The organism is Bacillus sp. SG-1 (assembly GCF_000181495.1).
GTDB lineage: Bacteria > Bacillota > Bacilli > Bacillales > Bacillaceae_B > Rossellomorea.
This window is the reverse complement of sequence record NZ_ABCF01000003.1, coordinates 71,085-96,388: the sequence shown is the minus strand read 5'-3', so window position 1 is coordinate 96,388 and position 25,304 is coordinate 71,085. Positions and strand designations below refer to the sequence as shown.

Here is a 25,304-nt window from a genome sequence, read left to right as displayed (position 1 = left end):
GTCTCCCTCCTTAGCTTGGCACTTCTTGATAATCCCGCAAATCAATTTTTCCTGTGACTGCTTCGTAAATGAGAGATTGGCGGTATTCTTTTAGTAGTTCAATTTGGTCAGATATTTCCTTTTTCACACTATCTATTTCTCTGACTTTTGTTTCTAAAAAGTACTCAATAGCTTTTTGTTCTTCTATATTAGGTAGTGGATAAGAAAAATTCACAAAGGTTTCTTGGTATAAATGCTTTATTGTAGAACCTGTCTCCATATACTTGATATAGTTTTTAAAGACTTCCGAAGTCAAAATCCAATACATAAATTTCGTAAGGTATTCTTTATCTTGACATCTCGTTACAAATATACCACTATTTAAAATTGCTTTTCCTGGCTTGTTTTTTACAATGGCGACTTTACCGATAGTACCATCTTTAGTAATCAATAAATCGTTTTCTTTTAGTTGTATTGGTGGAGCCTCACTATATCTTTCTTCACTAATGTGATAACAAGTATCCCAATGAATAATACCGTCTTTAAAATCCGTACCAGTCACTAAGTAAGGCCCCTCATCAATAAATTCATCAGACCGTAATCCTTGCCAACCTATTCTCCCTTTTACGTAGGTACTATATTTTATTTTACTAATATCCCAATGTTCAGGTATGTCTCCAATCCATTTCACACCAGAATCTTTCATTTTCACATCAGGATTTAACCCTCTTGTCACCGCTTCGGTAACAATTGCTTGACGTTTTTCTTCGAGCAACTCAATGAGCTTTTGTTTGTCTGCTATGAGTGTTTCGACATCAGAAGTTTTATGATCAAGGAATTCTGATATTTGATGCTGTATCTTTCTAGATGGTAGTGGCATTTTAAAATCTAAAATATCCTTTAATGACAAACTTGCCTGGTTAGCTGTACCATGTGCAAATAAGTCCAGATACTTTCTATATGAATGACTATTCAAAAAATAGAACAAAAAATTATTTGTTATATCTTTAGACTTACAACGAAGAATTACAGCGTTTTGATTAAGTAAAGCCCCCTCATATTTCTTTTGTACCTTTCCGATTTGTCCAACGGCGGAATTTGTTACTTCTACTTTACTACCAACTGTACTCATTAAAATATCATTTTTCTTCACACGAACATTTTTATATTCATGTTCGAATCTTTCATCAATAAATATATCACTATCTTGTATTTTGCCATTCTTTATATCAGTAGTTTTTATAATTGGAACACCTTTATCCCCAAATAATTGGGATTTAAAAGCGTAGCCCTTGATAGTCTCAACTAAATATTTTAGCTTTTTTTCAGACCAATCTTCAGGAACTCTCTCATACCAATTTATATCTGCACTATTTTGAAATTCATTTAGTACCACTACATCATCACCTTTTTCAATTTCCTTAAGATGTCCTTCTCTAACTCTTTAATTTCTTCCTTAATTTCCTCCGAACTTCGTAATGCAGTATATTCATAAAAGTGACGAGTAAATGGAATTTCATAACCGATCTTAGTTCTTGCGTCATCTATCCAAGCATTAGGTACATGAGGCTTTACTTCTCTTTTAAAGTATTCATTAATACTCTCTTTCAATGGGACATTTTCTGTATCACGTAAGTCTGTATCTGGTTCAGGGTTTCCTTTACTATCAATACAAATATCGGCTGTCTCGTCTTTTTGTGATAAAGCATTTAATGTTGCTTTCAGTAATGTAGCATTTACTGTTAAATCAAGTTGTTTAAACAACTTCTTTAGTATATTTGTAAATTCAGCTCTGTTTTTATAGACTTTATCATTTTTTATTGATCTTAGTGCTTCTTCAATTTTTTCCTGTTGCTCTCTACCTTGCTCTGTTTCTTGAATACCTGCTTCACCCTTTTTCTTTGACTTTGCTAAGTTTACAAAAGTAGTTTGATTATGAAGCTCCTGGATTCGTGCATCGTCAATCTTGAAATTTAAGCGTAATGGCCGCTCTACTGTTATTTTTTGATAACCAAACTCTTCATTATCAAATATCTTTACCTTTTCATTGTCAACGAAGTCTCCATAAAGTCGTACAATTTCTTGAAGATGTTTATCTGAAAGTTCTTTCCTCTTACTTCCCATGCTCTTTTTCATCTTTTGATAATAGTCCACAGCATTAACAAGCTGTATTTTACCTTTACGAACTGAACTTTTATGATTTGTCAAAATCCATATATATGTGGAGATGCCCGTATTGTAAAATAAGTCAGTTGGCATTCCCACAATTCCTTCAACTAAATCATTCTCAATTAGATAACGGCGAATCTCGCTTTCCCCACTGCCTGCATCCCCTGTAAAAAGAGGTGAGCCATTCATGATGATTGCAATACGTGAACCCTTAGGATTATCTTCTGTAACAGGCTTCATCTTCGATACGAGATGTTGAAGAAACAGAAGTTGTCCGTCTGAAATACGTGGTAATCCCGCACCAAAACGCCCATTATATCCCAAGTTTTCATACTCTGCTTTTACAGCCTTTTCCGCAGGCTTCCACTCTACTCCATACGGTGGGTTTGTAATTAAATAATCGAATTTCATTTCAGGAAAAGCATCATTGGATAACGTATTTCCGAAACGAATGTTCCTTGCTTCTTCCCCTTTAATTAAAATATCTGCTTTACAGATTGCGTAAGATTCTTCGTTAATCTCTTGTGCGAAAAACTCTAAATCTGCTGTTGGATTCAATTCCATTAAATATTCTTGTGCAACAGAACCCATACCACCTGTCCCTGCGCAGCTATCGTAAAGAGTTTGGGTAATACCTTGTTTTGTTAATATATCCTCGTCTTCAAGGAATAACAGATTGACCATAAGACGCACAACTTCTCTTGGTGTGTAGTGATCACCTGCTTCAGCATCCTCGGAGAATCTACGAATTAGTTCTTCGAAGATATATCCCATCTCAACATTCGAGACTACTTCTGGATGTAAATCAATCTCACTAAATCGCTTCACAACAAGATATAGTAGGTCATTCCTCTCCATTTTTTCGATTTTTGTATCAAAATTAAAATAGTCAATGATGTCCCTTGCTGTTTTAGAAAAGCCATTAATATAGTCACGCAGGTTGTCAGCGATATTGTCAGAATCAATTAACAGCTTCGAAAAGTCGTATTTACTTATATTGCTAAACTTTTGCTGTGCTACCCGATTTAAGATTTCATCTCTTGATTCCTCGGGAAGATTCTCGAATTGTTCATGCTTTTCCAACACTTCTTCTTTGGTGTCTTCAAGAACACAATCAAATCTTCGAAGGACTGCCATTGGCAGTATTACTTTTCCGTAGTCTTCTGGTTTATATGGCCCCCGTAAAATTTCAGCAATTGTCCATATAAAATTGACTTTATCATTAAAATTTATCATCCTTAGTTCTCCTTTACTAAAACAATCTATTTTTTTCCATTTTAACAAAATCACAAAATAGTTGATACTGGCCATTCTTTCAATTGTGCTTAGGAATAAATGGTATGTGTATTGGGAGTCAAGCCCTGATTCCCAATATAAATTATCTTCTTTTTCGCCTGGCTGGCAGTCCTGGAACTGAGATGCTGTTTTCATTTTCGCGTTTGTTCTCTATACTCTGACTAAGCCTGGTTAGATGTATATATGATGAAACCTCCATTAGCTGCGTATGTCTTCCGAAGAAATCTAAATAAGTTTTAAGAGCACCATTCAATATAGCGACTACACCCAAACAAGCAATATAAAATAAAAAGTAAGAGGTAGCTTTAGGGATGTTTCCTTCCCTGATTTCAAAAACCGCAATTGCCAAGATTCCAGAAATGAGTAATGCAACCATCAGCTGCCTTAAAATGTCTCCAAGTGGATATTTTCTTCTTTCCTTTATTAGAGCTAACTCTTCAAGAATTACTTTATCTAATAGTTCCATTTCCTCGCTAGTGGTTACCTTCAACTCAGCCATTACTTCCCGAAACTGTTCAGTACCTGGTATAGTAGAAGATTGGCTGCGGTGCTTACTAAGTTTATACTTACTTTGTTTACTGGATACAAAAGTAAGAACAATGTAAAGACCTATACAGAATAATACCCCTTCGTATTCTTTGTTAAGGAAGAAGTAATAAAATAACCCAGCATCAATTATATATATTCCTATATAAATCCAAATTAGCTTGTTAACCCTTGAACTCCTCTTGAGAGAAGCCCATAACCCAAAAGACTTCCTGTAAACCGATAATAGTTCCTCTATAAACAAATGTAATTCTCCTTCTTTTAAATATATCTCTATCTTACCAAATACTTTGAAGAGAACGGAGAAAGTTACTTCATTTTACTTATTAGTAATTTTTTAAACATTTTTCAAAATCAACTGTAAACGACTCTTTTTCTAGGTTCTATAAAATAACTTGTTGTTAAAAAAGGTTAAAGGTGGCACCAGCAGCCTTTCCCTCCTCTTGGTATTGTTTTAAAGACAATTAGACACTCAGATCTTTTCTTGAAACCTGCTAAAATAGAATCACATCACTAAACAGAAACGAGGGGAAATAAAATGACTTCACTTGCCTTTGATCACCTTGTTCACTTTTCATCTGATCCAACATCCGCGAAAAATACGATGCTGCAGCATGGCATTCATGTTATTGAGGGAGGGAAGCATGAAAACTGGGGGACTTATAACACGCTTGCTTATTTTGGTTTAGGTTATATTGAGTGGCTCGGAATTCAAGATCGATCTGTTTCCATACAGGTTGACGATAACCCGCTGATTCAACAGCTCGTCACTGAGCTGCCTTTGGGAGACCACCCGGGGAGGATCGCTCTCAGGACGAATAATATGGACCAACTTGCTGTCGAACTTAAAGAAAAAGGTTTGAAACTCCATGGCCCTGTCAAAGGTTCGCGGTTAACGGAAAGTGGAGAACTTTTGCAATGGTCCATGCTGTTTATCAAGGAGGAGCATCCAACACTTCCCCTTCCCTTCTTCATCCAATGGGGAGAAGATGATGCGGTTAGAAGAGAGAAACTGAAGGTACACTCCAGCCATCCAGCCGGATCTCTTCAAATAAAGGATGTGTTGTTTGCAGTTGAAGATTTGGATGATAAAATTTCTCGCTGGTCTTCTCTTTTCGATCTGCAAATCGGGGAGGCTTTTACAAATGAGAAATGGGGTGCAAAATGCCAGCGCCTTTACCTGCCGCACGGAAACCTATTGTTTTGTACTCCTATCGAGGATGGCATCGTTAAAGATTACCTCAGTGCATTTGGCGAAAGCCCCTTTGGCCTTCAGCTTGGAAACGGCCGCCAAAACCAATCCATTCTTTTACAGGGAGGAATATATGAGGTCTCTGAAGAATGACTAGAGGGGTATGCCTTAGAGGGAAGAAGGATCACCTGGCCATCTGTCCCATGAAACAGTGTTTTAATGAAGGAGTTGTTTAAGATGGATGAAAGAAAAGATACAGAAATAAAACGCTCTTCAAAAGCAGAAAACATCCTACTTCAGATCAATTGTAAAACGAAGCTGGGCGACTTACGAAAAATCGCGAAGGACATAAAAAAAGATCACTACCTAGCTATGGAACTTTGGTCAACCGAAGAATTTTTGCCCAGACTATTAGCAATCTTAATTATGGACAAAAAACTTCTTTCACAAGATGTTCTAAACAGGCTTGATAAGGATATGCAGACTCACACTTTTGATGAGCGGAATAACTTAATGGATTGGTTAATGGCCAATCAACTCACCAAGGACAAGAAGAAAATAGCCTTGATGGAGTCATGGGAAAATAGTCATTCTGCTCTTCAAAGGCGAGCTTTCTGGTATTATCAAGCGCGATTGAGATGGACTGGACAAACACCGCCTGATAATACTCCAGACTTGCTATCTGCATTAGAAGCTAACATTACGCAGGAAGAACCCGAAGTTCAATGGGCTATGAATTTCACCGCAGGCTGGATTGGCGTTTATGATGAAAAGAATCGCGAACGTTGTATCCAACTTGGTGAGAAAACGGGCCTTTACAAAGATGAAAAAGTCTCAAAAGGATGTACTCCCAACTATTTGCCGGAGTTCATTACGATTGAAGTTAACAAACGACAGAAAAATTAGGAAAAAGAAAAGGGGCCTGACCCTCGTGTACTGGGGGTCAGGCCCTGATTTTGAAAACGGCCGCCAAAACCAATCCATTCTCTTACAGGGAGCATTATATGAGATGACCAAAGAATGACTAGAGAGGTTGTTTCTTAGAGGGAGTGATTATATGAAGAAATTATATTTTATCTGGGTATTACTATTTTTTCTTTCCGCTTGTGGCGAGTATTCTCCTTCTAAGCATGATGTAGTGAATACACATGGACACATAGAGAATATAAGATTACTTGAAAATTTTATGGAAGATGTGTCGATGAATAAAGAAAGTGAAGTTCGAGTAGTAAATTACACGGACGAAGGCGATCCAATTATTCATGACTTAACCTATTCCAACGATACACTAACCTCGAAAAAAGATACACGAGAAGATGAATTTGGGAATCAATTAGTAATGGAAGATGTATGTGAAAGTATAAAGAAAATAGACAAAAGCGATCGAACTATTTATCAGTTAGAAGGATGTAATGGCAAAGTAGATGTAATACATGTAACTATAATTAGTAATGATTAATGGTTAAACTGATTTAAATATACTTTAAGCTCTCCAAAGGTTCGGAGGGACAGGTTCCTCGTCCCACCGAAGACGTCTCTTCGTTAAAATACAGAGAGCCCAATTTATAGGACAGCACACCTCTTCCCCACTTTAAAGCACAAAAAGGGACAGTCCCTCTTCGTGCTCTAAAGTACTAAAGTAAAACACAACTGGTCCTTCTAGTTAATTTACAAATCATACCAACTGTCCTATACTTACTAAAAAAGCGAGGTGTTCGGTTTTGGCAATTATCACGGTAGACTTTGATGGAACGCTTTATCAGGGAAACTCCTTTAAGGCCATGTTTTCGGTAGGGAAGGAAACATTCACCGCTAAACAGTGGGCTATTGTGGCAGTGGGATTGGCGAAGGCGGCTGCTGGCGGCTTACTAAAAGGCAAAAACAAATTCCGCCACGATTTTTTCAGGAGCTTTGCAAAGACGTTCAGAGGCAAAACCACCGAAGAATTAGATCTCTTCTTCCAAGAACTCGTCAATCATGGGAAAGAGGAAGTTCATCACACCCTTGTCAGCAGAATCCATGATCATCAGAAGAACGGAGACACAGTCATTGTGTTATCCGGCGCACTGCAGCCATTCCTAAAAGCTTTTATTAATCACCTTCAACTAAACGATGTCCATGTATTAAGCACAGAATTGCAGTTCGACCAGAATGGCAAATGCACCGGGGAAATCGGACATATTGTCAACGGAGATGTAAAAGTAACGAAATTACAGGAATGGATAAACCAACAGCAGCACCTGACGGAAAATCCACCAAAAGAAATCTGGGCATACGCAGACAGTGAAAGCGATATCCCCCTGCTCCATTATGTAAGCAATCCGGTTTTGGTCAATCCTAAAGAAGGCATGGTCAAAGTGGCGGAAGAGAATAAGTGGTCTATATTTGCTTAATGACAAGAACAAAGGTTCAAAAGAGTGGCATTGTGCCTTCTATTGAACCTTTTTTAATTGCCTGCTATTTAATAAGGTAGAGCTGTTTTCAGCTCCATGTTAACAACACTGCCTGGCATAGGCTCAGTCTGTTATTGGGAGTTCCTGTTGTAAATATATGAGGGGACGAGGAACCTGCCCCAAAGATGTACTCTTATGAACTACTTCAGGCTGCTTACAGGAACATCAAAAATATTCCATAAAGCGAGAATTATAACAAAAGACAAAGCCCAAGCAATTAAAGGGTTTTTAAAATGTATTCTTAATGTTACAAACATTATTATATTAAAGACTAGTGACCACCAAATAGTCCAACCGTTATGGTGATTTATTAAGTTCAAATTGTATAAATTTATGTATTCTATAAAGAAATAAATACCTACCCAAAACATAATCCAAAAAAATTGTTTTAATTTCCCTGCAGGGTAATGTCCTAGAAATATCAATATTGTACCTGTATAAAATACAAACATAATCATAAGTGTGATGAATGTGTGGTTCTTTAAGATCGCATTTGCTCCAAAATATAGTTCCTGATATGACCACATTGAATGCTCATAGAGTAAAAACTGTTTTAGTAAATCGCCGACAATAAAAAATAAAATTGTTGGATAGTATTGTCTCCAGTTTCTCCAATCTCCCCATTTTATGACCGATAGCAGCATAAGAGCGTTATAAACAAAATGCAAAAAAACCACCCTACCTAACACCCTGAATTTTGAAGTATTTGTAAATTATTACCTTGATAGTATTCATCTTCTTCTCACAAAATATAATGGAATTATTAGATAGGGACGAAAAAAAGGGACAGGTCCCTTGTCCCGCTCTTGCTGATCCAATGCAGGAAAAAAGAAAAGGCAGGCCTGACCCCCGGTACGTTAATGCGTTAGTATACTGGGGGAGCAGGCCCTGATTCTTATAAAGGAAATACGGAACAGTCCGTCTACCCTTCTGGCACTCTATTTAATCAAACGTTTGATTAACACTACACTCCACTCATCCTCCAGCAAACCAACTAAACTCCTTAATAAAATTCATTTTAACGGTCCCAACCGGCCCATTCCGGTGCTTCACTAAGTTGATCTCCGTCTTCAGTTCCTTGGAATCCTGCTTATAATACCCTTCCCTGTAAAGCAGCATGACGATGTCCGCGTCCTGTTCGATGCTTCCGGAGTCGCGAAGGTCGGACATCATCGGCCGTTTGTCCTGGCGCTGTTCGACTGACCGGGAAAGCTGGGACAATAGAATGATCGGTACTTTGTACTGTTTCGCCATCTGCTTTAATTCCCTGGTGATGGCCCCTATTGCGAGGTCATGGCGCTCAAACTTCCCTTCAATCGGAATCAGCTGCAGGTAATCAATGACCACTAAGCATGGAGCATTTTCGTTTTCCCTTCTCGTCTTCTGGATCCTTGCCCGGATTTCGTCCAGGGTCATCCTGCCTTGATCATGAATTTGAAAAGGCATGTTGTAGCATGTGTTCAGTGCTTCGTTCGCCTTTTGGGTCTCTTTTTCCGAGAATATTCGGGATGGATTCTGCCACTTGGACGCATCTATGCAAACCATCCTGCTGATCATTCGCTGGTAAAGCTGGACCTCACTCATCTCAAGTGAGAAGAAATCGACAATGGTTCCTTTTGAGGCAGCATTATAGGCCAGATTCAGTACGAAGGCGGTTTTCCCCATCGACGGCCTTCCCGCGACAATGATCAGTTCCCCTGGTTTGAACCCTCCCGTTAATCCGTCAAGGTTTTCATATCCGGAAGAGATGCCCCCGAGTTCAGGCTCAGAATAGAGGGATTCAAAAATCTCGGCCAATGCTTCACCTTTTCTATCCCCTTTCTCCAGCCTAAGCTCCTGTGTCTCGACATATCTTTGATAAAAAGCCTCTGCCGTTTCAGCACTTGAATGATTCAGGAAATGGGCGGCCGATTTCCGCAGCTCCCTTATCCGGTAAGATTTCAGCACAACTTCCTGATAATGCTCCAGCCCGCTTACGGAAGGACAGCAAAGGGAAATCTCCGTGAAATAGGTAACACCGCCGACATTCTCTATCTCAGCACCAAGATGATTGACCAAACTGAAAGGGTTGATTTCCACCCCGTCGCGCTGCAGATCCCTCATGGCTGTAAAAATAACCCGGTGGCGGCTCTGTGAAAAATGTTCTGGTTTCAGGATGATGTCGTTAATGGCCGCAGGCTCCAGGAAAACTGCTCCAAGCAGCATACTTTCAGCATCATACAATTCCTGATGACTCGCCATCTCATCGGTTCCATAAAGGTTTAAAGGACGGTTTGATTCTCTTGGATCCGTTTGCAAGGCGGTTCTCCCCCTCCCTCTTCCACTTCTCCAATTTGGACAGGAAGTCATTCGTTTCTTTTACCCGGCGGGCAGAAGAGCTTTCCGGCTTTAACGAGCTGTTCCTGATTTTTCGCCGCAGCGCCTTCTCGTAGTAAGTGAACGACTTGATTGTGTCATTATCATTCCGCTGTCGATAATCGGAATCGATCGTCTCCATCCAGGACAGCAGCGTTTCCACTGCGATCTCCTTCTCACAGATTTTTTCAATGGCAGACTGTTCCTTAGGCGAGATATAGAACCCAGAGTTTCGCAGCCTCAGAAATTTTTCCGTGACCTTCTCAATCTTGCTCTGCGCATCTGGTTTGAAAGGCAGCTCATTCCTCACGCGCCCGCTCTCTTTTTCTTTCTCTTCTCTACCCTTCTTACATTCTTCTTTTTGTACAGCAGTGGTATTCGCTGCGTCCTTCTGGGATTCATCAGCCGTTTCCCCGTTTTCGGGCAAAGAAAAATCATCTTCACTCTGCAGTATTGTGAACAATGTGCCCATTTTTGTCTCCTCCGTAGAGATGAGACCGTACTTTTTCAAACGATCCACACTTAGCTTGATTGTACTCTTCGCTGGGATTTTCAAATTGCCATTTTCCACATACTGCAGATCATCAGCCAGACGAGAATAGGACCGTAAATATTGGCCTCTATGCACCTTCACTTCTTCCACATACATGAACTCTTTCTGAACCGCCCTGCATCTAAGCAATAATAAAAGTCTCAAGGTGAACGGACTGCTCCAAATCGGGCTTTCAATCGTGCTCCGGTTAAATTTGATCCATCCTGTCATTATTATTTCCTCCCTATATTAGGTTTTCATTGGTTATATAGAGAAGTTTTTGCAAAAAGGACACCCTTCAATAAAAAAATGCTGAACTAAGAGTCAGCATTAAGGGAGTCTTGTTAAGAAGCAAGCAGCCTCCTGAATACAAGTGTATTTCCGAAAGAGTGCTAGTCTTTATCCTTGCAAATAGTAAAAGGCAGCACAGTAGAACTGCACCGCCCAACATTGTTAATCTCTTTCCCTGGCTAACTGCGTATCTCGAATATTTTTCTGAATGGTGATGGCCGCAAATAGACTGAGAACAAATGACATACCATAGAATCCTTTTTCACTTAAGATGATACTTCCGGCATTATAAAGTCCTATCGCCATCAATGAAATCGATACAATCACTGCAAACCAACTGATTCCGTAATAAATGCCCGAAACGGGGATATCCTCTTCCTTGTCCCTTACTGCTTTCTGAAGCGATACCGCTGCATACAGGCCGAATACCAATACAGCAAAGTAATAGCCTTTCTCGTTCAGCTCCATTCCCGCATTGAATAGGCCAATTAGATAAGCAGATACACCTGCAATCAATGCTGCCCAGCTTGCGCCTTTAAATGCGGCGGTTGGCTCTCCTTCTTTTCTTTCCACCTTGACTTTTGGTTTCTTTTCTTCGTTCTTGATTAACGGGTTTTCGTTAAACTCAGACATTCGCCGCTCCCCCTTGTTCTCTTTAATAAATGCAATTTTTACCATTATTCCTACAAGAAATATTATAGCAATTTCTAACAGAATTTGTTTGTTGATTTTTCAATTATTAAAATGTTTTAAAGGTTACATGCGGAGGCAGGTCCTGATTTTCAACAACCCTGAACGCTTGTTGTATCTTCCGCTATCCCCCATTATACTTATTTGTACGAAAGGCTTTTCATAACAAAGGAAAGGGGATTGTATTCATGAAACTTGGTGCATTTTCTGTAAGCCTGACTGTAAAGGATCTTCAAGCATCTAAAGAGTTCTACGAAAAACTGGGGTTTAGTTCATTAGGGGGTAATGTGGAGCATAATTACCTGATTATGAAAAATGAGAATTGTATTATCGGGCTCTTCCAGGGCATGTTTGATAAAAATATCCTGACTTTTAATCCGGGTTGGAATGAAAATGCCGAAAACATAGATTCGTTTACAGATGTGAGAGCATTGCAAAAAGAGCTTAAAGAAAAAGGCATTAAGATCATGAAAGAAGTTGATGAATCCACGGAGGGTCCTGCTTATTTTACAGTGGAAGACCCGGATGGCAACGCAATCCTTGTCGATCAACATCGTTAAGAATTCAAAACTTGCTTGATTCAAATACATAATTACGAAATGAAACCGTCTGAATCCAGGGGGTTTTACTCTTTTTCCTGGTTCTAAAAGAACAGGGCTGCCCCCGGTAGCGTTTGGGGGCAGCCCTGAATATTTTACCCTTTTAAAAATGCCTGAACAGCATCCGGTAATAATTGAAAGAGCAAGCCCTCAAAAATGATATCGAGCACACCAGCAATGAATAGAATAATAAGGATAAATACTATAAGAGGTTTCTTATTTTTTCGAGGAATCCATTTCACCTAAGCTCACTCCAAGGTAACATAAATTTGATACCATATATATTAATTCATCAATAAGTACATATCAATCCATACCGGACTTATGGATGAACAGAATCATTCTCCCACCCACATATACCCGGCAGACTTATCCCTGATTATAGTCAGTTTACAGGTTGTTTTTTCAGCCTATTTACTCATTTTAATTATCTAAATTATTTAATTAGTCTAAATTGTTAGATTTTTACTTCGAAATATATTATATTTGTAGATGTCATACAATTTTTGGGAGATTTCACGGAGAAACTATTTTTACAAAGGGGGAAGTAATGTGAAGGGAACAAAAAACAGGTGGCTTATTGCTTTATCGGCGATTGCGATCCACCTTTCTATTGGTGCGGCTTATGCGTATAGCGTTTATAAAAATCCGCTGATTGATTCAATGGGATGGTCAGAATCACACGTTACTTTAGCATTCACAGTTATGATGGCGCTTGCAGGATTTACGGCGGCCTTTATGGGAAGCTTCGTGGAAAGGAACGGCCCAAGGAAGTCTGCGGCTGTTGCGGCTGTATTGTTCGGGTTGGGACAAGCCGGTTCTGGGATTGCTGTCACGCTGGATTCTTCAATCCTATTCATCATCACGTATGGATTGCTTAGTGGATTAGGGTTAGGGATTGGATATATCTCACCTGTATCTACATTAGTAAAATGGTTCCCTGACCGTAGAGGCTTGGCAACGGGTATGGCTGTACTCGGCTTTGGTACGGGGGCACTCATTACCGCTCCAGTTGCCGCTGCTCTTATGGTATCCATCGGAATTTCGAGTACCTTTTACATATTAGGTGCAAGTTATTTCATCCTTATGGTCCTGGGGGCTTCCTATATTGCGCCTCCTAAGGAAGACTGGCTGCCAGATACCCTAAAGAAAGCAGTTGCCGGCGGTCAGAAAACCGTCCGAGAAGACTTAAGGCAGCTAACAGCAAAGGAAGCCATCAAAACCAAACACTTTTGGATGTTATGGTCCATGATGTTAATCAATACAAGTGCCGGAATCATGATGATCTCCGTTGCCTCTCCAATGGCTCAGGACATCGTCGGGTTATCTGCTGCAGCGGCCGCAACGATGGTCGGAATCATGGGGATATTCAATGGCGGCGGAAGATTGGGCTGGGCTGCCGCTTCGGATTATTTAGGCAGGCAAAATGTGTTTATCATCTTTTTCGTCATACAATTGGTTGCGTTTGTCACACTTCCAATGACAACCAATGTAATCCTGTTTCAAACAATGATTTTATTAGTGGTCAGTTGTTATGGCGGCGGCTTCTCCAATCTACCAGCCTTTATTGGGGATCTGTTCGGCACAAAGCAGCTCGGGGCCATACACGGATATCTATTAACAACTTGGTCTCTTGGCGGAATCCTTGGACCTCTGCTTGTTTCGAATATTAAAGGAGCAACCGGGAGCTACATTCCTGTATTCTATGTTTTCCTCGGGTTAATCGCTTGCGCCTTCGTGATCAGCCTGTTCTTGCGTGCTGATATTAAAAGGATGCAAAATCAAGAAAAAAATACTGTCTACTCCAAAGGTGGAGTGACTGTTCAATAAGAAAAAAGCATACAGCCCCTTTCACTGTCAAAAGTGTTGGGATTGTATGCTTTCATTTTTGTTCTGTATTTATAAATTGCTTATGACGTCTTTAACAGACGTAGATCCGCTCACTACCTGAAACTCTTTCCCAATTGTCGAATCACTCTCTAGGCACTCAAAGAGAACCTGCGCAACATCCTCACGTGAAATTTCTCCTCTTTCCACTTCACTTGCGGCTTCCACTTTTCCAGTACCGTTCTCATTTGTAAGCCTGCCAGGGTGGACGATGGTGAAATCTAAGTCTGTTCCCCGCAGCCACTCATCTGCATAGTGCTTGGCGACTACATAGGGTGCAAAGGATTCCGGGGCTTCCTGTATCGCTTTACGGGTTGTATCAAATGAGCTCACCATGACAAACCGCTTCACGCCTGCTTTTTCAGCTGCTTTAATGGTTTTTACCGCACCGTCCAAGTCAATCATGAGGGTTTTGTCAGCACCCGTGTGCGGTCCGGAACCGGCTGTGAAGACGATGGCGTCGACTCCTTCTGCTGCTTTTGCGATATCTTCAATTTCTCCTTCTAAATTCACTACGGCGGTTTCAGCCCCCAGCGATTCGAAATGGGATGCCTGCTCCTGTTTACGTATCATTGCCTTGGCCGTATGACTGCCGCTGTCCTGAATGATGCCGACTAACTGTTTTCCGATTTGTCCATTTGCTCCGACTACAAGAATGTTCAATGTATCCACCCTTTCTGATTTCTTTTATAGGATTATCGTATATGGGATAGAGACTTAATGTCTAATGAGCTGTTTGGGGAACCGGTTAGGTGCTCTTCATATTGGCATGAGAATCAATCCGTTCCCTGGCCGTATTTCGTCCAGAAGAAATAGGTATATGCTGCAAAGCTTCCCCTAATCCATAGCGAGGCATATTTCCATAAATGGATTCATAGTTTCCCCTGTTTATTGGATAGGTTTCATGATAAATCCCTACAGCTCCATTGTTTCCGATCTTTCTATTAAAGTTCTTCCAAGCAGTTAAATGCCTTTCATTATGAGCGTATGCCAGCAGGTCTTCCATCGAACGCCAATATTGGATCATACAGGTTGTTCTAAGTCCAAAATAACTTTCCATCGATAGAAATCCTAAAGCTTCTTTGTTGGTATAGAGCTCTTTGATCATGCCAGGCATGGCGTTCATAACGGGTAACCACTTATGAAACGCAAACGGCTTGTTAATACGCATTCCAATGATAAATACGACAAGGTCTTCGCTGTTTTCAGTTGTATAACGGCCATTAAAAATTTGTTTTCCCATTACACACCCTCCGTTTCTGAAAACTTATCCAGCGTTACTTCACACCATTCCACAGCAGCTTTTGTGACTCTTTTTCCATAGTCCAATGTAAAAAGCCAATACGCTGCATCCCTATCATGAGGATGCTTGGCGGTTATGGATTGTTCAATTGTGATATACGTTTGATAACGCTTTTCCAAATCCCGCTTATAGTTCAGTAAAAGTAAGTTGGTCTTTTCTCTCGTCTGATGCTGTCCAAAGAACAATTTCAATAAGATTTCATTACGTTCGACCGGCAATTGTTCAATCGGCTGCTCCAGCCAGCTTTTTAAGACTTCTTTTCCTTTAGGTGTAAGGTGGTATTCATTTTTATCCCTTTTACCAGGACTGGAATTTTCCTTGATTTCCGCCAGGCCATCTTGAACAATGAGTTTCAGGGCAGGGTATATTTGACCGTAGCTGATTTTCCAGAAGTGATTCAGGCTATTATCAATAAGCTGTTTAATGGCATATCCCGATTTACAGTTCGTTGTCAGGATGCCTAGAATAGCGTAAGTTGTATCGTTATATTTCTTCATATCGAACCACCTATCTAAAAGATATGTATCATTTAGATATATAGTACTGAACTTTTCTCAGAGACGCAAGTTTTATTATTAGAAGAAGGGCCTGCCGCCCAGTACGTTGTATTTAGTGTACTGGGGGACAGGCCCTGATTTTTATTCCTATAGAGCTTTGATACTTAGATTAAAGCTCTTTTTTACACAGCATTGAGTGGTTATTTTTTTCGTTCGACCTTCCAAGTGGTAATCACTTTCCCCTCTTCATGAACAGCATATTCCTCAAACTGATTTGCCACTGTACAAGCATGATTAGGGATAATCTGCACCTTATCATTCAATTTCAGAGAACCCTCTCCTGTAAAAGTCCCCACCCCATGCTCTTCAGATAACCGTTCTACCGTGATTTCTGGGTGGCCAATGATATGGCCGAATCCTCTTACTGTCTCGTTTCCATGTGCCCCTTTATCGAGGCAAAGGGTTTTACTTCCGGTATCCAAGACAATCCGATTGGAATAAACTCCAACAACGGAAGCCAATACGGTAAGTGCACAGTTTTCAAGGGATGTTACCCCTAATCCTGCCTGGATGCTGTCAAAAAACACCGCATTCCCCGGCCTGATCTCCGTAATTCCTGGTACATTACCGGAAATTTTATAGGTAGGCGTGGAACCGACACTTCGTACAGGAATAGGAATCCCGGCTTTTTCACACTCCTCTGCACTTTCCACTACCGTTTTCCCTTCCAGATTGCCAATCCGTTCAATCTCAGCGTAACTTGAAGCAGCATAGGAATGTCCGGCATGAGTTAAGATTCCGCCCAACTTAAGTTTAGTGCACCCCATAATGTTCTTTGCTAACGCCACTGCGTCTTTTCCAGGTTCCACTCCGCAGCGATTCAATCCTGAATTGACTTTTATCCAAACTTCTAACGTAAATGGTGTATGTTCGAGCTCGTTTTGCAGATGGGTTAATTGCACTGGGTTATCCACAGATATCTTCAGCTTCACATCCTGTTCCAATAGTGCAATCAACCTCTTAATCTTCTGCGGGCTAGCGATTGGATAGGCGATCAAGATGTCATTGATCCCGCCGGCAGCCATCGCTTCTGCTTCCGGGATGGTCGCGGTCGTTATGCCGATAGCCCCCGCCTGCAGCTGCAGTTTCGCGATTTCAACGGACTTATGTGTCTTGATATGCGGCCTGTAGGAAAGACTGTGTTCCTTGGCAAAGCTGGCAATCTCGTTAATATTTTTCATTAGCTTCTGGTAATCCAGCAGCAATGTCGGTGTGTCGAGGTCAAATATCTTTGTCATGTTTTATGCACCTCCTGTTTTAGTTATAATATCTAGCTTGGTAGGGTTCTTCTAGTCCGTGAAAGATTAGAATCCTAGTTATCTATAACCGATATCTTAGTAGCTGTACCCCTTGCTGGATTAGAAGTATCTAAATTCTCATACCAAACCTTTACTTTATAACCCACAGCTAACTTTTCTTCACTATCTAGCAAGGTAAAGTAAGTTGCACTTGTTGAATTTGCTAGAATTTCTCTTTCAGATAAATTCCTTACTTCCTCGCTGTTCAGCCCTTGTACAATTAATAGCTGCTCACCGTTAATCCCCCCAATTATCCCTTCCACACTTAGTTGTCCACTTTCCTCATCAGTCATGTTTGAAAAGCTTTTGATCAAGAAAGATGTGGACAAAAAGACAAACATGAAAACTATTAGCAGGATTATCTTTTTCCTATGCATCATAAACTCATCTTTATGATATTGAGCTTCGAGTAGAGTTTCAGGAGTTCTTTTACATACTCGGGATAAAACTGACCGGTTTCATAGAATGTTAGATCAAGTGTTTCCTGGACGGTCCGCTTCCCGTCCATCCAATACAAAATGAAGTCTGCATAGCCCATCGGGATTTTCGGTTCCACTTCTTTTAACCAATGAACTCTTTCCTTTAAAGGAAGGAGAGCAATCTCACCGACCAGGCGGATAGGTCCCTGATAGTTTCTTTTATAAACAGCGTTCGTCCAGTCGGGATGTTCCTTTTCCTCTGTAAACACTGAAAGCCTATGTTCTCCGATGGTAGAAATGATTTCGGCTTGCTCATCTATCAGGTGTTTCAGCTTCGCAATTTCCTCCAGCAAACTATTAAAACCGCGAATGTTAGCATACTCTTCCAGCTGTAATAGGGAGTCTTTTTCATATCCAACATAAAACGAGAACGCATCCTGGAATGCTTTTTTAGAAGGATTGGATTTCATCAGCCACTCTTTGGCATCATTCAAGTAAGAGCCTGCTCTGCCCATATGCTGCGAGGTGTACGAAACCCACCCCTGCTCGTCCCCATTTGCCAACCCGTAACTATATAAGGCAGTGACAGTTCCGACTAATCTCATCATCTTTTCATCAAGATGATTAGTAGAATCCGAGGTTGTGTGATAATGCTTGTCCGGCCATTGAATCAGCATCGGACACGGAATCCCGATGGTCGGATCCGAAATAATATAGTGATCGCTGCCGCCGGAGAAGCGCGTTTTGACATAGTGAACCGTACTGTATCGAGAGGTGCCCGTGAAGTTGGATGTATTGTTCGCTGTTTCTTCGACTAACCCGAAGGCAAACCTGTCCAGGAAAGTCGGTGCAGCCATTGGCGGCTGTTCAATGCACAGCGGCCCGCCGCCCTTCGTTTGATCCGCTCCAACCATATCCAGATTTAATGCTGCGATCGTTTTGGCTAGTCGGTCTTGATGCTGTTGGAAATAAGCTGCAGTACCTGTCATTTCCGGCATCATTAAGAAACGGATTCCAAGTTCAGGCTGCGGCAGCTTTCCTCCTTTTATCAAGCGGGTCAAAGTCCGCATGACTTCCATTAATGTTCCCGGTCCGGAAGCGTTGTCCTGCCCTCCTGGGTAAGGGTGACATAGATGGCTGACGAGCAGGATTTCCTGTTCTTTTTTGCCGGGGATGAAGTATTCGATGTTCTCGAAGTGTCCGTCTTTCAGTTCTGCTTTTACATTTGCCTTCAAACGGATCGTCCCCTTTTTCGCCATATTTCTGAGCTTTTCTCCGATTCTTGGGGAGACGACAAACCCGAATGACTTCACTTCCTCTTCGTGATGCCACCAATAGGATGTGTACTGGCGGGTATCCGGTAAATCCATGCGCGTCCGGACCGGCTTGAATTCAGCCAGATTATCAAAGATCAGCCCGGCACATTTATATTTCTCGACCGCCAAGGCATGGATAATGAACTGATTTCCTCTCACAAGCGCAATCTTGCCCTCAAGGTCCAGTCCTTCATAACTGCTTTCTTCTTCGGCATTTTCAATGACAACTAGTTCCGCCTCTACTCCTTCCGGTGGTGTCGAAATGCTCCTTTGGACGATTGAAATCTCTTCCTCTTGGAATCTGGCAATCCGTTTGCGCTCAGGGGTTTCAATCCAGAGCTCTGCATTTTCGCAACTCCATTCTTTAAACGATTGATGGGATAGGAACCGCTCGCCGAATCGTGCTGGGTACGATACCAGTTCCGCTTCCACGCCATCACGTTTTAATAGTTTCAACACTTCATGTGCTGCTTCGCGGTATCCCGGTGACGCCTGGATGCGGTGATATTGCGCAATCCGGTCTGCATATCTGAACGCCTGCCTGCCTGACATCTCTTCTTGTATTACTTTCTTGATCTCTGTGAACATGGAAATCCCCTCCAGTGTTATATCTTTTTACAATTCGAGTTAAAGGGGGGAATTCCTTCTCTGAGGTCCATTGGTATGAACCCGAAAAAAAGCCTGCCCCAGCAGTACCAGGAGTCAGGCCTTTTGTTTATTAAAATTTATTCCATTGCATAACATCATCAAGTGGAAGACGTGTCTTCTCAAAACCAGCTTTGGTTCCTTTTCCTAATGAGATCAACATGATGGGTTCGTACGTTTCCGGAACATTGAATGCTTCCATGAACTTAGCCTCATCATAGCCGCCCATCGGCACAGTATCATAGCCTTTCGCTTTGGCTGCCAACATTAATTGATTCGCGACGATTCCGCCGTCAATGTGAGCGATTTTCGCTTGGCGCTCTTTAGGAAAATTTCCGTAGTTTTCAAAAATGCTGTTCACATACATGTCCTTTACGTCTTCTGGCATGTTTCCTTTTTCAGCAATCTGGCTGTAGATACGATCGGCATTTTTATAAGCTTCACGATCGCCAAGTACCGCAAAGACAACGGATGCATCAACGATTTGCTGCTGGTTGTTGGCAATCGGCAGTAACCGCTCTTTTTCCTTCTGATCTTCTATCACTAAGAATCTCCAAGGCTGAAGGTTACTGGACGAAGGTGCCAGTGTCGCTGTTTCCAGCAATTCTCTGATTTCACTCTCTTCCAATTTAAAATCAGGATCATAATGGCGCACTGAACGGCGCTCTTTCGCTACTGTTAAAAAGTCCGTATCCTCTAACTGCTTCGGAGCTTCTTTCGTAGTATCAAGTTCTTTTGCTTTATTTAAATATTCTTCTTTGCTTAATGTTTTATCAGACATCAAAATATCCTCCTCAAAACTGTAACTTTCACAAGAACAGTATAAATTCAAAACTGTTCTTGTGTCAAATACAGTTATTCCGGGCAAAATAAAAAAGCGAAGTAGTGTAAACACCGCTTCGCTTTTTACTGTTTCATTAAATCCTTGATCGTCTTCTGTTCCAACCCATTTACTATCCAGCTTTCCATTTCATCCCGCAGCTCAAAAAGAGAATCGCGCGTACATGCAGCAAAACATTCTTTACTCTCTACATCAAAAAAACCTTTTGAGAAAGTTTCTGATCTCATCGCATTATAAACATCCGACAACTTAATGTCTTCAGGATTTTTCACAAGATAATAGCCGCCGTCCCGGCCTTCTTTCGCCTGAATCAACTCTTCTTTCACCAAGTGCCTTAGTATTTTTCTTAGAAAAACCGACTTGGAATCAAGCTTCTCTGCCAATACACCGCTCGGACAGAGTCCTTCATGATTGGCCAGCACCAGTAAGGCCTGAATCGCCATTCCAAACCACTTTACACTCGTTACCTTCTCAGTCATCGTTCCACCTCTTCTTCTCCCTTCATTTTGAAACATTGTAAATAAAAAGTCAAAACGTTTGACAACTAAGTCTTTCAGATATGCATGATGCCGTTCAAGAAATACTGGAATTCGGGCAACATAAAAAGAGCAAATTCCCTTGTTTGAGAATGGCCGGGTTTCATTAGCGTCCCCTATCCTTGAAGAAGCAGGGAATTTATTCGACATTTACGATCTCTTGAGAAAGTAACTCTAAATTATTTTCAATATCAATCAGTAAGGTCAAAATTTCATTTGAAGAATACTTTTCAGAAATATTTTCAGGATATTTAATTATATTAATTAAAGTCAAATCATCGGAAGAAATAACGGAACCCTGCCCAATTACATAAGCATCTATAAGACCATCCACTGAACTGATAAATTGCTTATTATGGAATAGAACCGATAGATCTTCGTTCTCCAAATGATGTGCTAAAGCAAATGAAGTATCTTCTGCTTTTTGAAGAACCTCATTAATTTTTTCAACTTCTTCGTCCTCATAATATTGGTCAATTATATCTTGTATTGAGCCCTTATCATCACGTTGATTAATTGTATAAAAATCACGTTGGGTAGCACCGACACCCTTTAGAAAACCTGCATTCAAATCTTCTGAAGACAATTCTGTTATGATTGTCTGATAAAAATTGCGTTCGTGTAACATTTTATCTCCCCAGTGGGTCTTCACAAGAACTTCTAATTGTTCTTGGTTTTCATTATGGGTACAACCAACTAATGAAGACATAAAAATAAGAAAACCAATACTCATGAGAAATCTCTGCACAATATCCCCTCCCCCAAGATTTCATCAAATTCTAATCAGAATACTTGATTGAGAAATTATTCTCTAGCAATTAAACGGGAGCCAACTTAATTAAGTTCCGGTATTCCATTAGCAGGTTTACTGGAACAAAGGGCGGCTGCTTGTCCTGCAATCACCCGCTATAATGGAACAAGCTCATTACTTTTTTACAAAACTGGACGACTGCTTATTTAACAGTCCCCTTTGATGTCTATCATCCTATACGACGGATTTATTTTCATACTTGTCATCCAAAAAACACTAAAAATATAATTCCATATAAGCAAGTAAGCGAAGTAAGTAATAAAGTGTAGTAGAAGAATAGTTTGTTTATTGAATGCTCTTCAAATTTCTTAGAAAACTGAAGGTAGGAATAATAAGAAATCATAAATGTTAGAATCACTGTAACAAACATCAACAACACAGGCACTGCGGGAGACAAATTATTAAATTGTTGCTCCTTCAAACCATTTAAGAGCAGCAGATACAAGATAATACTTATTACTAATGAAACAACATAAGAAAAGATATAGAAAAGATAACATTTTTTCATATTATTCTTTATTAAAGAATTATGTCTGTATCGAAAGTAAACAAAACTTGGGATAGCCCATAAGAACCAAACTATCGAAAAAATATATAACCAGCTAAAATAATTCATTATATTATTCCTCTCTTCAGTCTGGCTCTTTTTTTCCAAAATTTCCATTCATCCAGAGTTTGGAATCTCTATAAGCCCTTATTCAATCAGCAGGTTGCAAAGGACCCCTATAACGGAAATACCTTTAATCGATTGAAGCCTGCCTTTTTTTAGCTTTTATATATAAAAGAATACCAGTCAATATCGCAATTAAGCCCCCTTGCCAAGTTAAACGGTTCCCATCTTGAAATAATATGAAGTTCCAATATTGAGATGAGGCATCCCAATATTTAAAAGGGTAGATGAACACAACGGGTAACAGTCCAAATATCGATGAAACTAATCCAACTGAAATTAAAATAATACCGCAAGATTTGATAATGAATTTCCCCTTCCTGACGACGAGATTATGGTGTAATTTTACACCAAAAGAGAAAAAACATCAATAAAAGTCTGGATTTTTTATCCATTACTGCTAATTCAGCTAACACATCCGCTACCAGGTTGAAGAAGGATGTTTTATTCAGTTGGAATAATTCCTACTACTTCATTTGTTTCTTTGGAGATAAGTATAGCCGGCACACCATTAGCACCGTCGCCGCCAAAAGACTCCACCTTATATATTTCCATTCCACCAAACGAAGGATCATAAAGATGATGAGAGTAGTCATTACCTGCTATTGTTGGAGTAACAGTAGAAGCCCACTTTCCTACTCCCTCTTGTTCCCAATTATTTTCCTCTACATATTGCCACGCAATATCCCGAAACGGCTGGTCTTTAATATACGACGTCAAAATTAAAGCAAATCCCCCTATTATAAGGAGTGCAATTATATAAAAACCTTTGTTTTTTGACATTGTAAGACACCCCATCGCTAAGATTTCTTCTCCGTTAACCGAACGAAGATGCTAAAACTTGCTGGCGTAGTTGAAGGGACGGCTGCTTGTTCAGCAAACTCATGGTATGACAACAAGTCATTATTTCTTACTTTTTCTCTCTAAAAGTATAGGTGCAATATTTAATAAAATAGAAGCAATGGTCAAAAACCATAATGCCCTCGCAAAATTAGGCACTTCCCATAAAGCTGGCCAATTCTCCCCTTCTACCCACTCCGATACAAGGCTGTATTCTGCACAAAGTGCTAATGCAGTAAATGATAACCCCAAGGCCATAGCAAGCTTATAATCCTTTCCTGCTGAATACATATAAAGATTTATAAAAGTTACTACTATTGCAATAGCCCCTAAAATTACCCACATCACAATTCCTCCACTTTATAACGTGGCATCATACTAATGTGCCGCATCCAAATTTTTGCATTATTTTTCATCAGACTTTCAGAAACCTGCCCTAGAACATAGGGTGGCTGCTTGTTCAGCAAACGCCACCGATAGTTATATATAAAGACTTACACAATAATTGCATTTTATATAAACGGGTGACAATACGTCATTATTTCTTACCTTTTCGTTCTAAAAGTATAGGTGCTATATTTAGTAAGATAGAAACAATTGTTAAAAACCATAATGCCCTTTCCATACCAGGTACTACATCCATTAAAGCTGCCCAACCTTCAACTTCTACCCACTCGGATACAAGACTGTATTGTGCGCAGAGTGTTAATGCTGTAAATGATAACCCCATCGCCATAGCAAGCTTGTAATCCTTTCCGGCTGTGTACAAATAAAGATTTATAAAAGTTACTACTATTGCAATAACCCCTAATATAACCCACATCACAACTCCTCCATATACGTGTAATAATTAAACGCTCATTCCTTTTGTAATTTCTTTTGAACAAACCAGCTCTTATAAGTGGATGTACCTCTTTTACCAACCCTGCTCAATAGTGGAGCAAATGCTATATTTGATCTTCAATTATCTGCCCGTTAGCAAAAAAGGAAATTCTCACTAAATATCCCTCTTGATTTTACTAGTACATTCACCACATAATTATCCCAATATTGAAAGTCACAACCTGCTATGCTCATCACTAACTTACAATCATCTTAAATCATCTTCCCCCTTTAACCTTTTCACTTCTTTTTCTAAGTAATCTAAACGTCTATGAATACGATAGATAATTGGCAGGTATGCAACAGCGACAATTATTAACCAGCCCATTTTCTCTCCCCCTTTTAGCGATTCTTCGATTAAACGACTTGTATTAACGAAGGACGTTCTTTAACTAATTTTACCATGATAACACCCATAGGCTTCTAATTTTCCCAAATAAATGTCATGGACTGAAGTACCCATTTTCCTCACACCATCCCAAAAGCTTCATCATAAGATATAGATAACAAATTGCTTAAGAAAGCTGTGATATGACAAGATGAAAAGCTATTCGGATGATTGCTGCTCATTTCAAAATCTCCAGGAAAACGGGATGTCATTTGACCATGTCTTCCAGCGTATTGTGACGTTCATGAAATCTCAGCCTGACGGGAACTACCGGTTGATGGTGGGGACTGATTCCCAGGTTCATCACAAGCAGACCGTCTTCATCACAGGGATTGCCATATTAAATGAAGGAAATGGTGTGTGGGCATGTATACGAAAAGTGGTGGTCCCCCGGCAGATGCTGCAGTTGCATGAGCGGATTTCCTATGAGATTTCTTTATCCGAGGAGATTGTTTCGTTGTTTACGGAAGAAAGAAAAAATCAGTTAATCGAGATCGTTCTTCCCCACCTTTATCAAGGAGCGACTTTTACAATGGAAGGCCATATCGACATCGGGGCTGGAAAGAAGAACAAGACGCGGAAGTTTGTGAAAGAAATGGTCGCCAGAATGGAAGCGATGGGCGTGGAACCGAAGATCAAGCCGGATGCGTTCGTTGCTTCGAGTTATGCGAACCGCTACACAAAATGAATTTAGGGAGGAAGCCTTCCCCCGTCCTCCCTCAACAACCATAGAGGGACAAGGCGTTCGTCAATTTTGGAGTGCAAAACTAGAAAAAGCAGTCTAAAACGGACTGCTTTTTACCATGGGT

27 protein-coding genes are annotated in these 25,304 nt (G+C 40.3%); 7 read left to right on the top strand and 20 right to left on the bottom strand.

Annotation, left to right across the window (positions count from 1 at the left end; genetic code table 11):
- Positions 1-10: 10 nt before the first annotated feature.
- The 3 genes from BSG1_RS05045 to BSG1_RS05035 all read right to left on the bottom strand — a co-directional run bounded on the left by BSG1_RS05045 (position 11) and on the right by BSG1_RS05035 (position 4,234).
- Positions 11-1,375: a restriction endonuclease subunit S gene (locus BSG1_RS05045; protein ID WP_006835828.1), complete on the bottom strand. Its 1,365-nt coding sequence runs from the start codon at positions 1,373-1,375 to the stop codon at positions 11-13.
- Positions 1,375-3,384 (bottom strand): type I restriction-modification system subunit M, encoded by a 2,010-nt coding sequence (locus tag BSG1_RS05040; RefSeq protein ID WP_044022437.1) that lies wholly within the window; start codon positions 3,382-3,384, stop codon positions 1,375-1,377. Before BSG1_RS05040 ends, BSG1_RS05045 begins: the two co-directional genes overlap by 1 nt.
- Positions 3,385-3,526: 142 nt before the next feature.
- Entirely contained in the window at positions 3,527-4,234 is a 708-nt protein-coding gene (locus BSG1_RS05035; RefSeq protein ID WP_006835826.1) for a hypothetical protein, read from the bottom strand.
- A 294-nt stretch (positions 4,235-4,528) separates the two neighbouring features.
- Here BSG1_RS05035 and BSG1_RS05030 point away from each other — a divergent pair, with 294 nt between their 5' ends.
- From BSG1_RS05030 to BSG1_RS05015, 4 genes are all read left to right on the top strand, one after another.
- Positions 4,529-5,335 carry a VOC family protein gene (locus BSG1_RS05030; RefSeq protein WP_006835825.1) on the top strand — a complete coding sequence of 269 codons (807 nt, stop codon included), beginning with the start codon at positions 4,529-4,531 and terminating at the stop codon, positions 5,333-5,335.
- A gap of 84 nt (positions 5,336-5,419) precedes the next feature.
- Complete coding sequence (locus BSG1_RS05025; protein ID WP_044022436.1) at positions 5,420-6,088, top strand: DNA alkylation repair protein; 669 nt, start codon at positions 5,420-5,422, stop codon at positions 6,086-6,088.
- A 151-nt stretch (positions 6,089-6,239) separates the two neighbouring features.
- Positions 6,240-6,641, top strand: coding sequence for a DUF4362 domain-containing protein (locus tag BSG1_RS05020; RefSeq protein WP_006835823.1), 402 nt, complete (start codon positions 6,240-6,242; stop codon positions 6,639-6,641).
- Between the two features lie 262 nt (positions 6,642-6,903).
- Positions 6,904-7,575, top strand: coding sequence for an HAD family hydrolase (locus BSG1_RS05015; RefSeq protein ID WP_006835822.1), 672 nt, complete (start codon positions 6,904-6,906; stop codon positions 7,573-7,575).
- A gap of 200 nt (positions 7,576-7,775) precedes the next feature.
- Here the strand turns inward: BSG1_RS05015 and BSG1_RS21630 are convergent, their stop codons facing one another.
- From BSG1_RS21630 to yiaA, 4 genes are all read right to left on the bottom strand, one after another.
- A complete protein-coding gene (locus BSG1_RS21630; RefSeq protein ID WP_332248297.1) occupies positions 7,776-8,279 on the bottom strand; it encodes a CBO0543 family protein in 504 nt (167 codons plus the stop codon).
- Positions 8,280-8,610: 331 nt separating this feature from the next.
- Positions 8,611-9,933, bottom strand: coding sequence for a replicative DNA helicase (locus BSG1_RS05005; RefSeq protein ID WP_232214195.1), 1,323 nt, complete (start codon positions 9,931-9,933; stop codon positions 8,611-8,613).
- Positions 9,878-10,753 carry a hypothetical protein gene (locus BSG1_RS05000; protein WP_006835818.1) on the bottom strand — a complete coding sequence of 292 codons (876 nt, stop codon included), beginning with the start codon at positions 10,751-10,753 and terminating at the stop codon, positions 9,878-9,880. Before BSG1_RS05000 ends, BSG1_RS05005 begins: the two co-directional genes overlap by 56 nt.
- 222 nt (positions 10,754-10,975) lie before the next feature.
- A complete protein-coding gene (yiaA, locus tag BSG1_RS04995; RefSeq protein WP_044022434.1) occupies positions 10,976-11,446 on the bottom strand; it encodes an inner membrane protein YiaA in 471 nt (156 codons plus the stop codon).
- A gap of 245 nt (positions 11,447-11,691) precedes the next feature.
- On the opposite strand from yiaA, the gene BSG1_RS04990 reads away from it, so the two are divergent.
- A complete protein-coding gene (locus tag BSG1_RS04990) occupies positions 11,692-12,063 on the top strand; it encodes a VOC family protein (RefSeq protein WP_006835816.1) in 372 nt (123 codons plus the stop codon).
- Positions 12,064-12,197: 134 nt separating this feature from the next.
- On the opposite strand, the gene BSG1_RS20765 is transcribed toward BSG1_RS04990, so the two are convergent.
- Positions 12,198-12,344: a hypothetical protein gene (locus tag BSG1_RS20765; protein ID WP_006835815.1), complete on the bottom strand. Its 147-nt coding sequence runs from the start codon at positions 12,342-12,344 to the stop codon at positions 12,198-12,200.
- Positions 12,345-12,654: 310 nt separating this feature from the next.
- Between BSG1_RS20765 and BSG1_RS04985 the strand changes: the two genes are divergently transcribed.
- Complete coding sequence (locus BSG1_RS04985; protein WP_044022433.1) at positions 12,655-13,932, top strand: L-lactate MFS transporter; 1,278 nt, start codon at positions 12,655-12,657, stop codon at positions 13,930-13,932.
- A 69-nt stretch (positions 13,933-14,001) separates the two neighbouring features.
- On the opposite strand, the gene BSG1_RS04980 is transcribed toward BSG1_RS04985, so the two are convergent.
- The 12 genes from BSG1_RS04980 to BSG1_RS04925 all read right to left on the bottom strand — a co-directional run bounded on the left by BSG1_RS04980 (position 14,002) and on the right by BSG1_RS04925 (position 24,048).
- Positions 14,002-14,652: an SDR family oxidoreductase gene (locus tag BSG1_RS04980; RefSeq protein WP_044022432.1), complete on the bottom strand. Its 651-nt coding sequence runs from the start codon at positions 14,650-14,652 to the stop codon at positions 14,002-14,004.
- An 85-nt stretch (positions 14,653-14,737) separates the two neighbouring features.
- Complete coding sequence (locus tag BSG1_RS04975; protein ID WP_006835812.1) at positions 14,738-15,232, bottom strand: DUF4188 domain-containing protein; 495 nt, start codon at positions 15,230-15,232, stop codon at positions 14,738-14,740.
- Positions 15,232-15,789, bottom strand: coding sequence for a PadR family transcriptional regulator (locus tag BSG1_RS04970; protein ID WP_006835811.1), 558 nt, complete (start codon positions 15,787-15,789; stop codon positions 15,232-15,234). The genes BSG1_RS04975 and BSG1_RS04970 overlap by 1 nt, the downstream gene beginning before the upstream one ends.
- A 200-nt stretch (positions 15,790-15,989) precedes the next feature.
- On the bottom strand, positions 15,990-17,087 hold the full coding sequence (locus BSG1_RS04965; protein WP_006835810.1) for a D-TA family PLP-dependent enzyme: 1,098 nt from the start codon (positions 17,085-17,087) through the stop codon (positions 15,990-15,992).
- A gap of 74 nt (positions 17,088-17,161) precedes the next feature.
- Complete coding sequence (locus BSG1_RS04960; protein ID WP_198008191.1) at positions 17,162-17,440, bottom strand: DUF3221 domain-containing protein; 279 nt, start codon at positions 17,438-17,440, stop codon at positions 17,162-17,164.
- Between the two features lie 83 nt (positions 17,441-17,523).
- On the bottom strand, positions 17,524-19,470 hold the full coding sequence (locus BSG1_RS04955; RefSeq protein WP_006835808.1) for a DUF4910 domain-containing protein: 1,947 nt from the start codon (positions 19,468-19,470) through the stop codon (positions 17,524-17,526).
- A gap of 130 nt (positions 19,471-19,600) precedes the next feature.
- Positions 19,601-20,308: a nitroreductase family protein gene (locus tag BSG1_RS04950; protein WP_006835807.1), complete on the bottom strand. Its 708-nt coding sequence runs from the start codon at positions 20,306-20,308 to the stop codon at positions 19,601-19,603.
- A gap of 125 nt (positions 20,309-20,433) precedes the next feature.
- Complete coding sequence (locus tag BSG1_RS04945; protein WP_006835806.1) at positions 20,434-21,054, bottom strand: RrF2 family transcriptional regulator; 621 nt, start codon at positions 21,052-21,054, stop codon at positions 20,434-20,436.
- On the bottom strand, positions 21,044-21,652 hold the full coding sequence (locus BSG1_RS04940; protein ID WP_044022430.1) for a hypothetical protein: 609 nt from the start codon (positions 21,650-21,652) through the stop codon (positions 21,044-21,046). Before BSG1_RS04940 ends, BSG1_RS04945 begins: the two co-directional genes overlap by 11 nt.
- 1,177 nt (positions 21,653-22,829) lie before the next feature.
- Entirely contained in the window at positions 22,830-23,105 is a 276-nt protein-coding gene (locus tag BSG1_RS04935) for a hypothetical protein (RefSeq protein WP_156791404.1), read from the bottom strand.
- 183 nt (positions 23,106-23,288) lie between these two features.
- The gene (locus tag BSG1_RS04930) at positions 23,289-23,570 is read right to left on the bottom strand and encodes a hypothetical protein (RefSeq protein ID WP_006835802.1); all 282 of its coding nucleotides are present in this window, start codon (positions 23,568-23,570) and stop codon (positions 23,289-23,291) included.
- Between the two features lie 193 nt (positions 23,571-23,763).
- Complete coding sequence (locus BSG1_RS04925) at positions 23,764-24,048, bottom strand: hypothetical protein (protein ID WP_006835801.1); 285 nt, start codon at positions 24,046-24,048, stop codon at positions 23,764-23,766.
- A 598-nt stretch (positions 24,049-24,646) separates the two neighbouring features.
- On the opposite strand from BSG1_RS04925, the gene BSG1_RS04920 reads away from it, so the two are divergent.
- Complete coding sequence (locus tag BSG1_RS04920) at positions 24,647-25,183, top strand: ribonuclease H-like YkuK family protein (RefSeq protein ID WP_006835800.1); 537 nt, start codon at positions 24,647-24,649, stop codon at positions 25,181-25,183.
- The last annotated feature ends 121 nt before the right edge of the window (positions 25,184-25,304 follow it).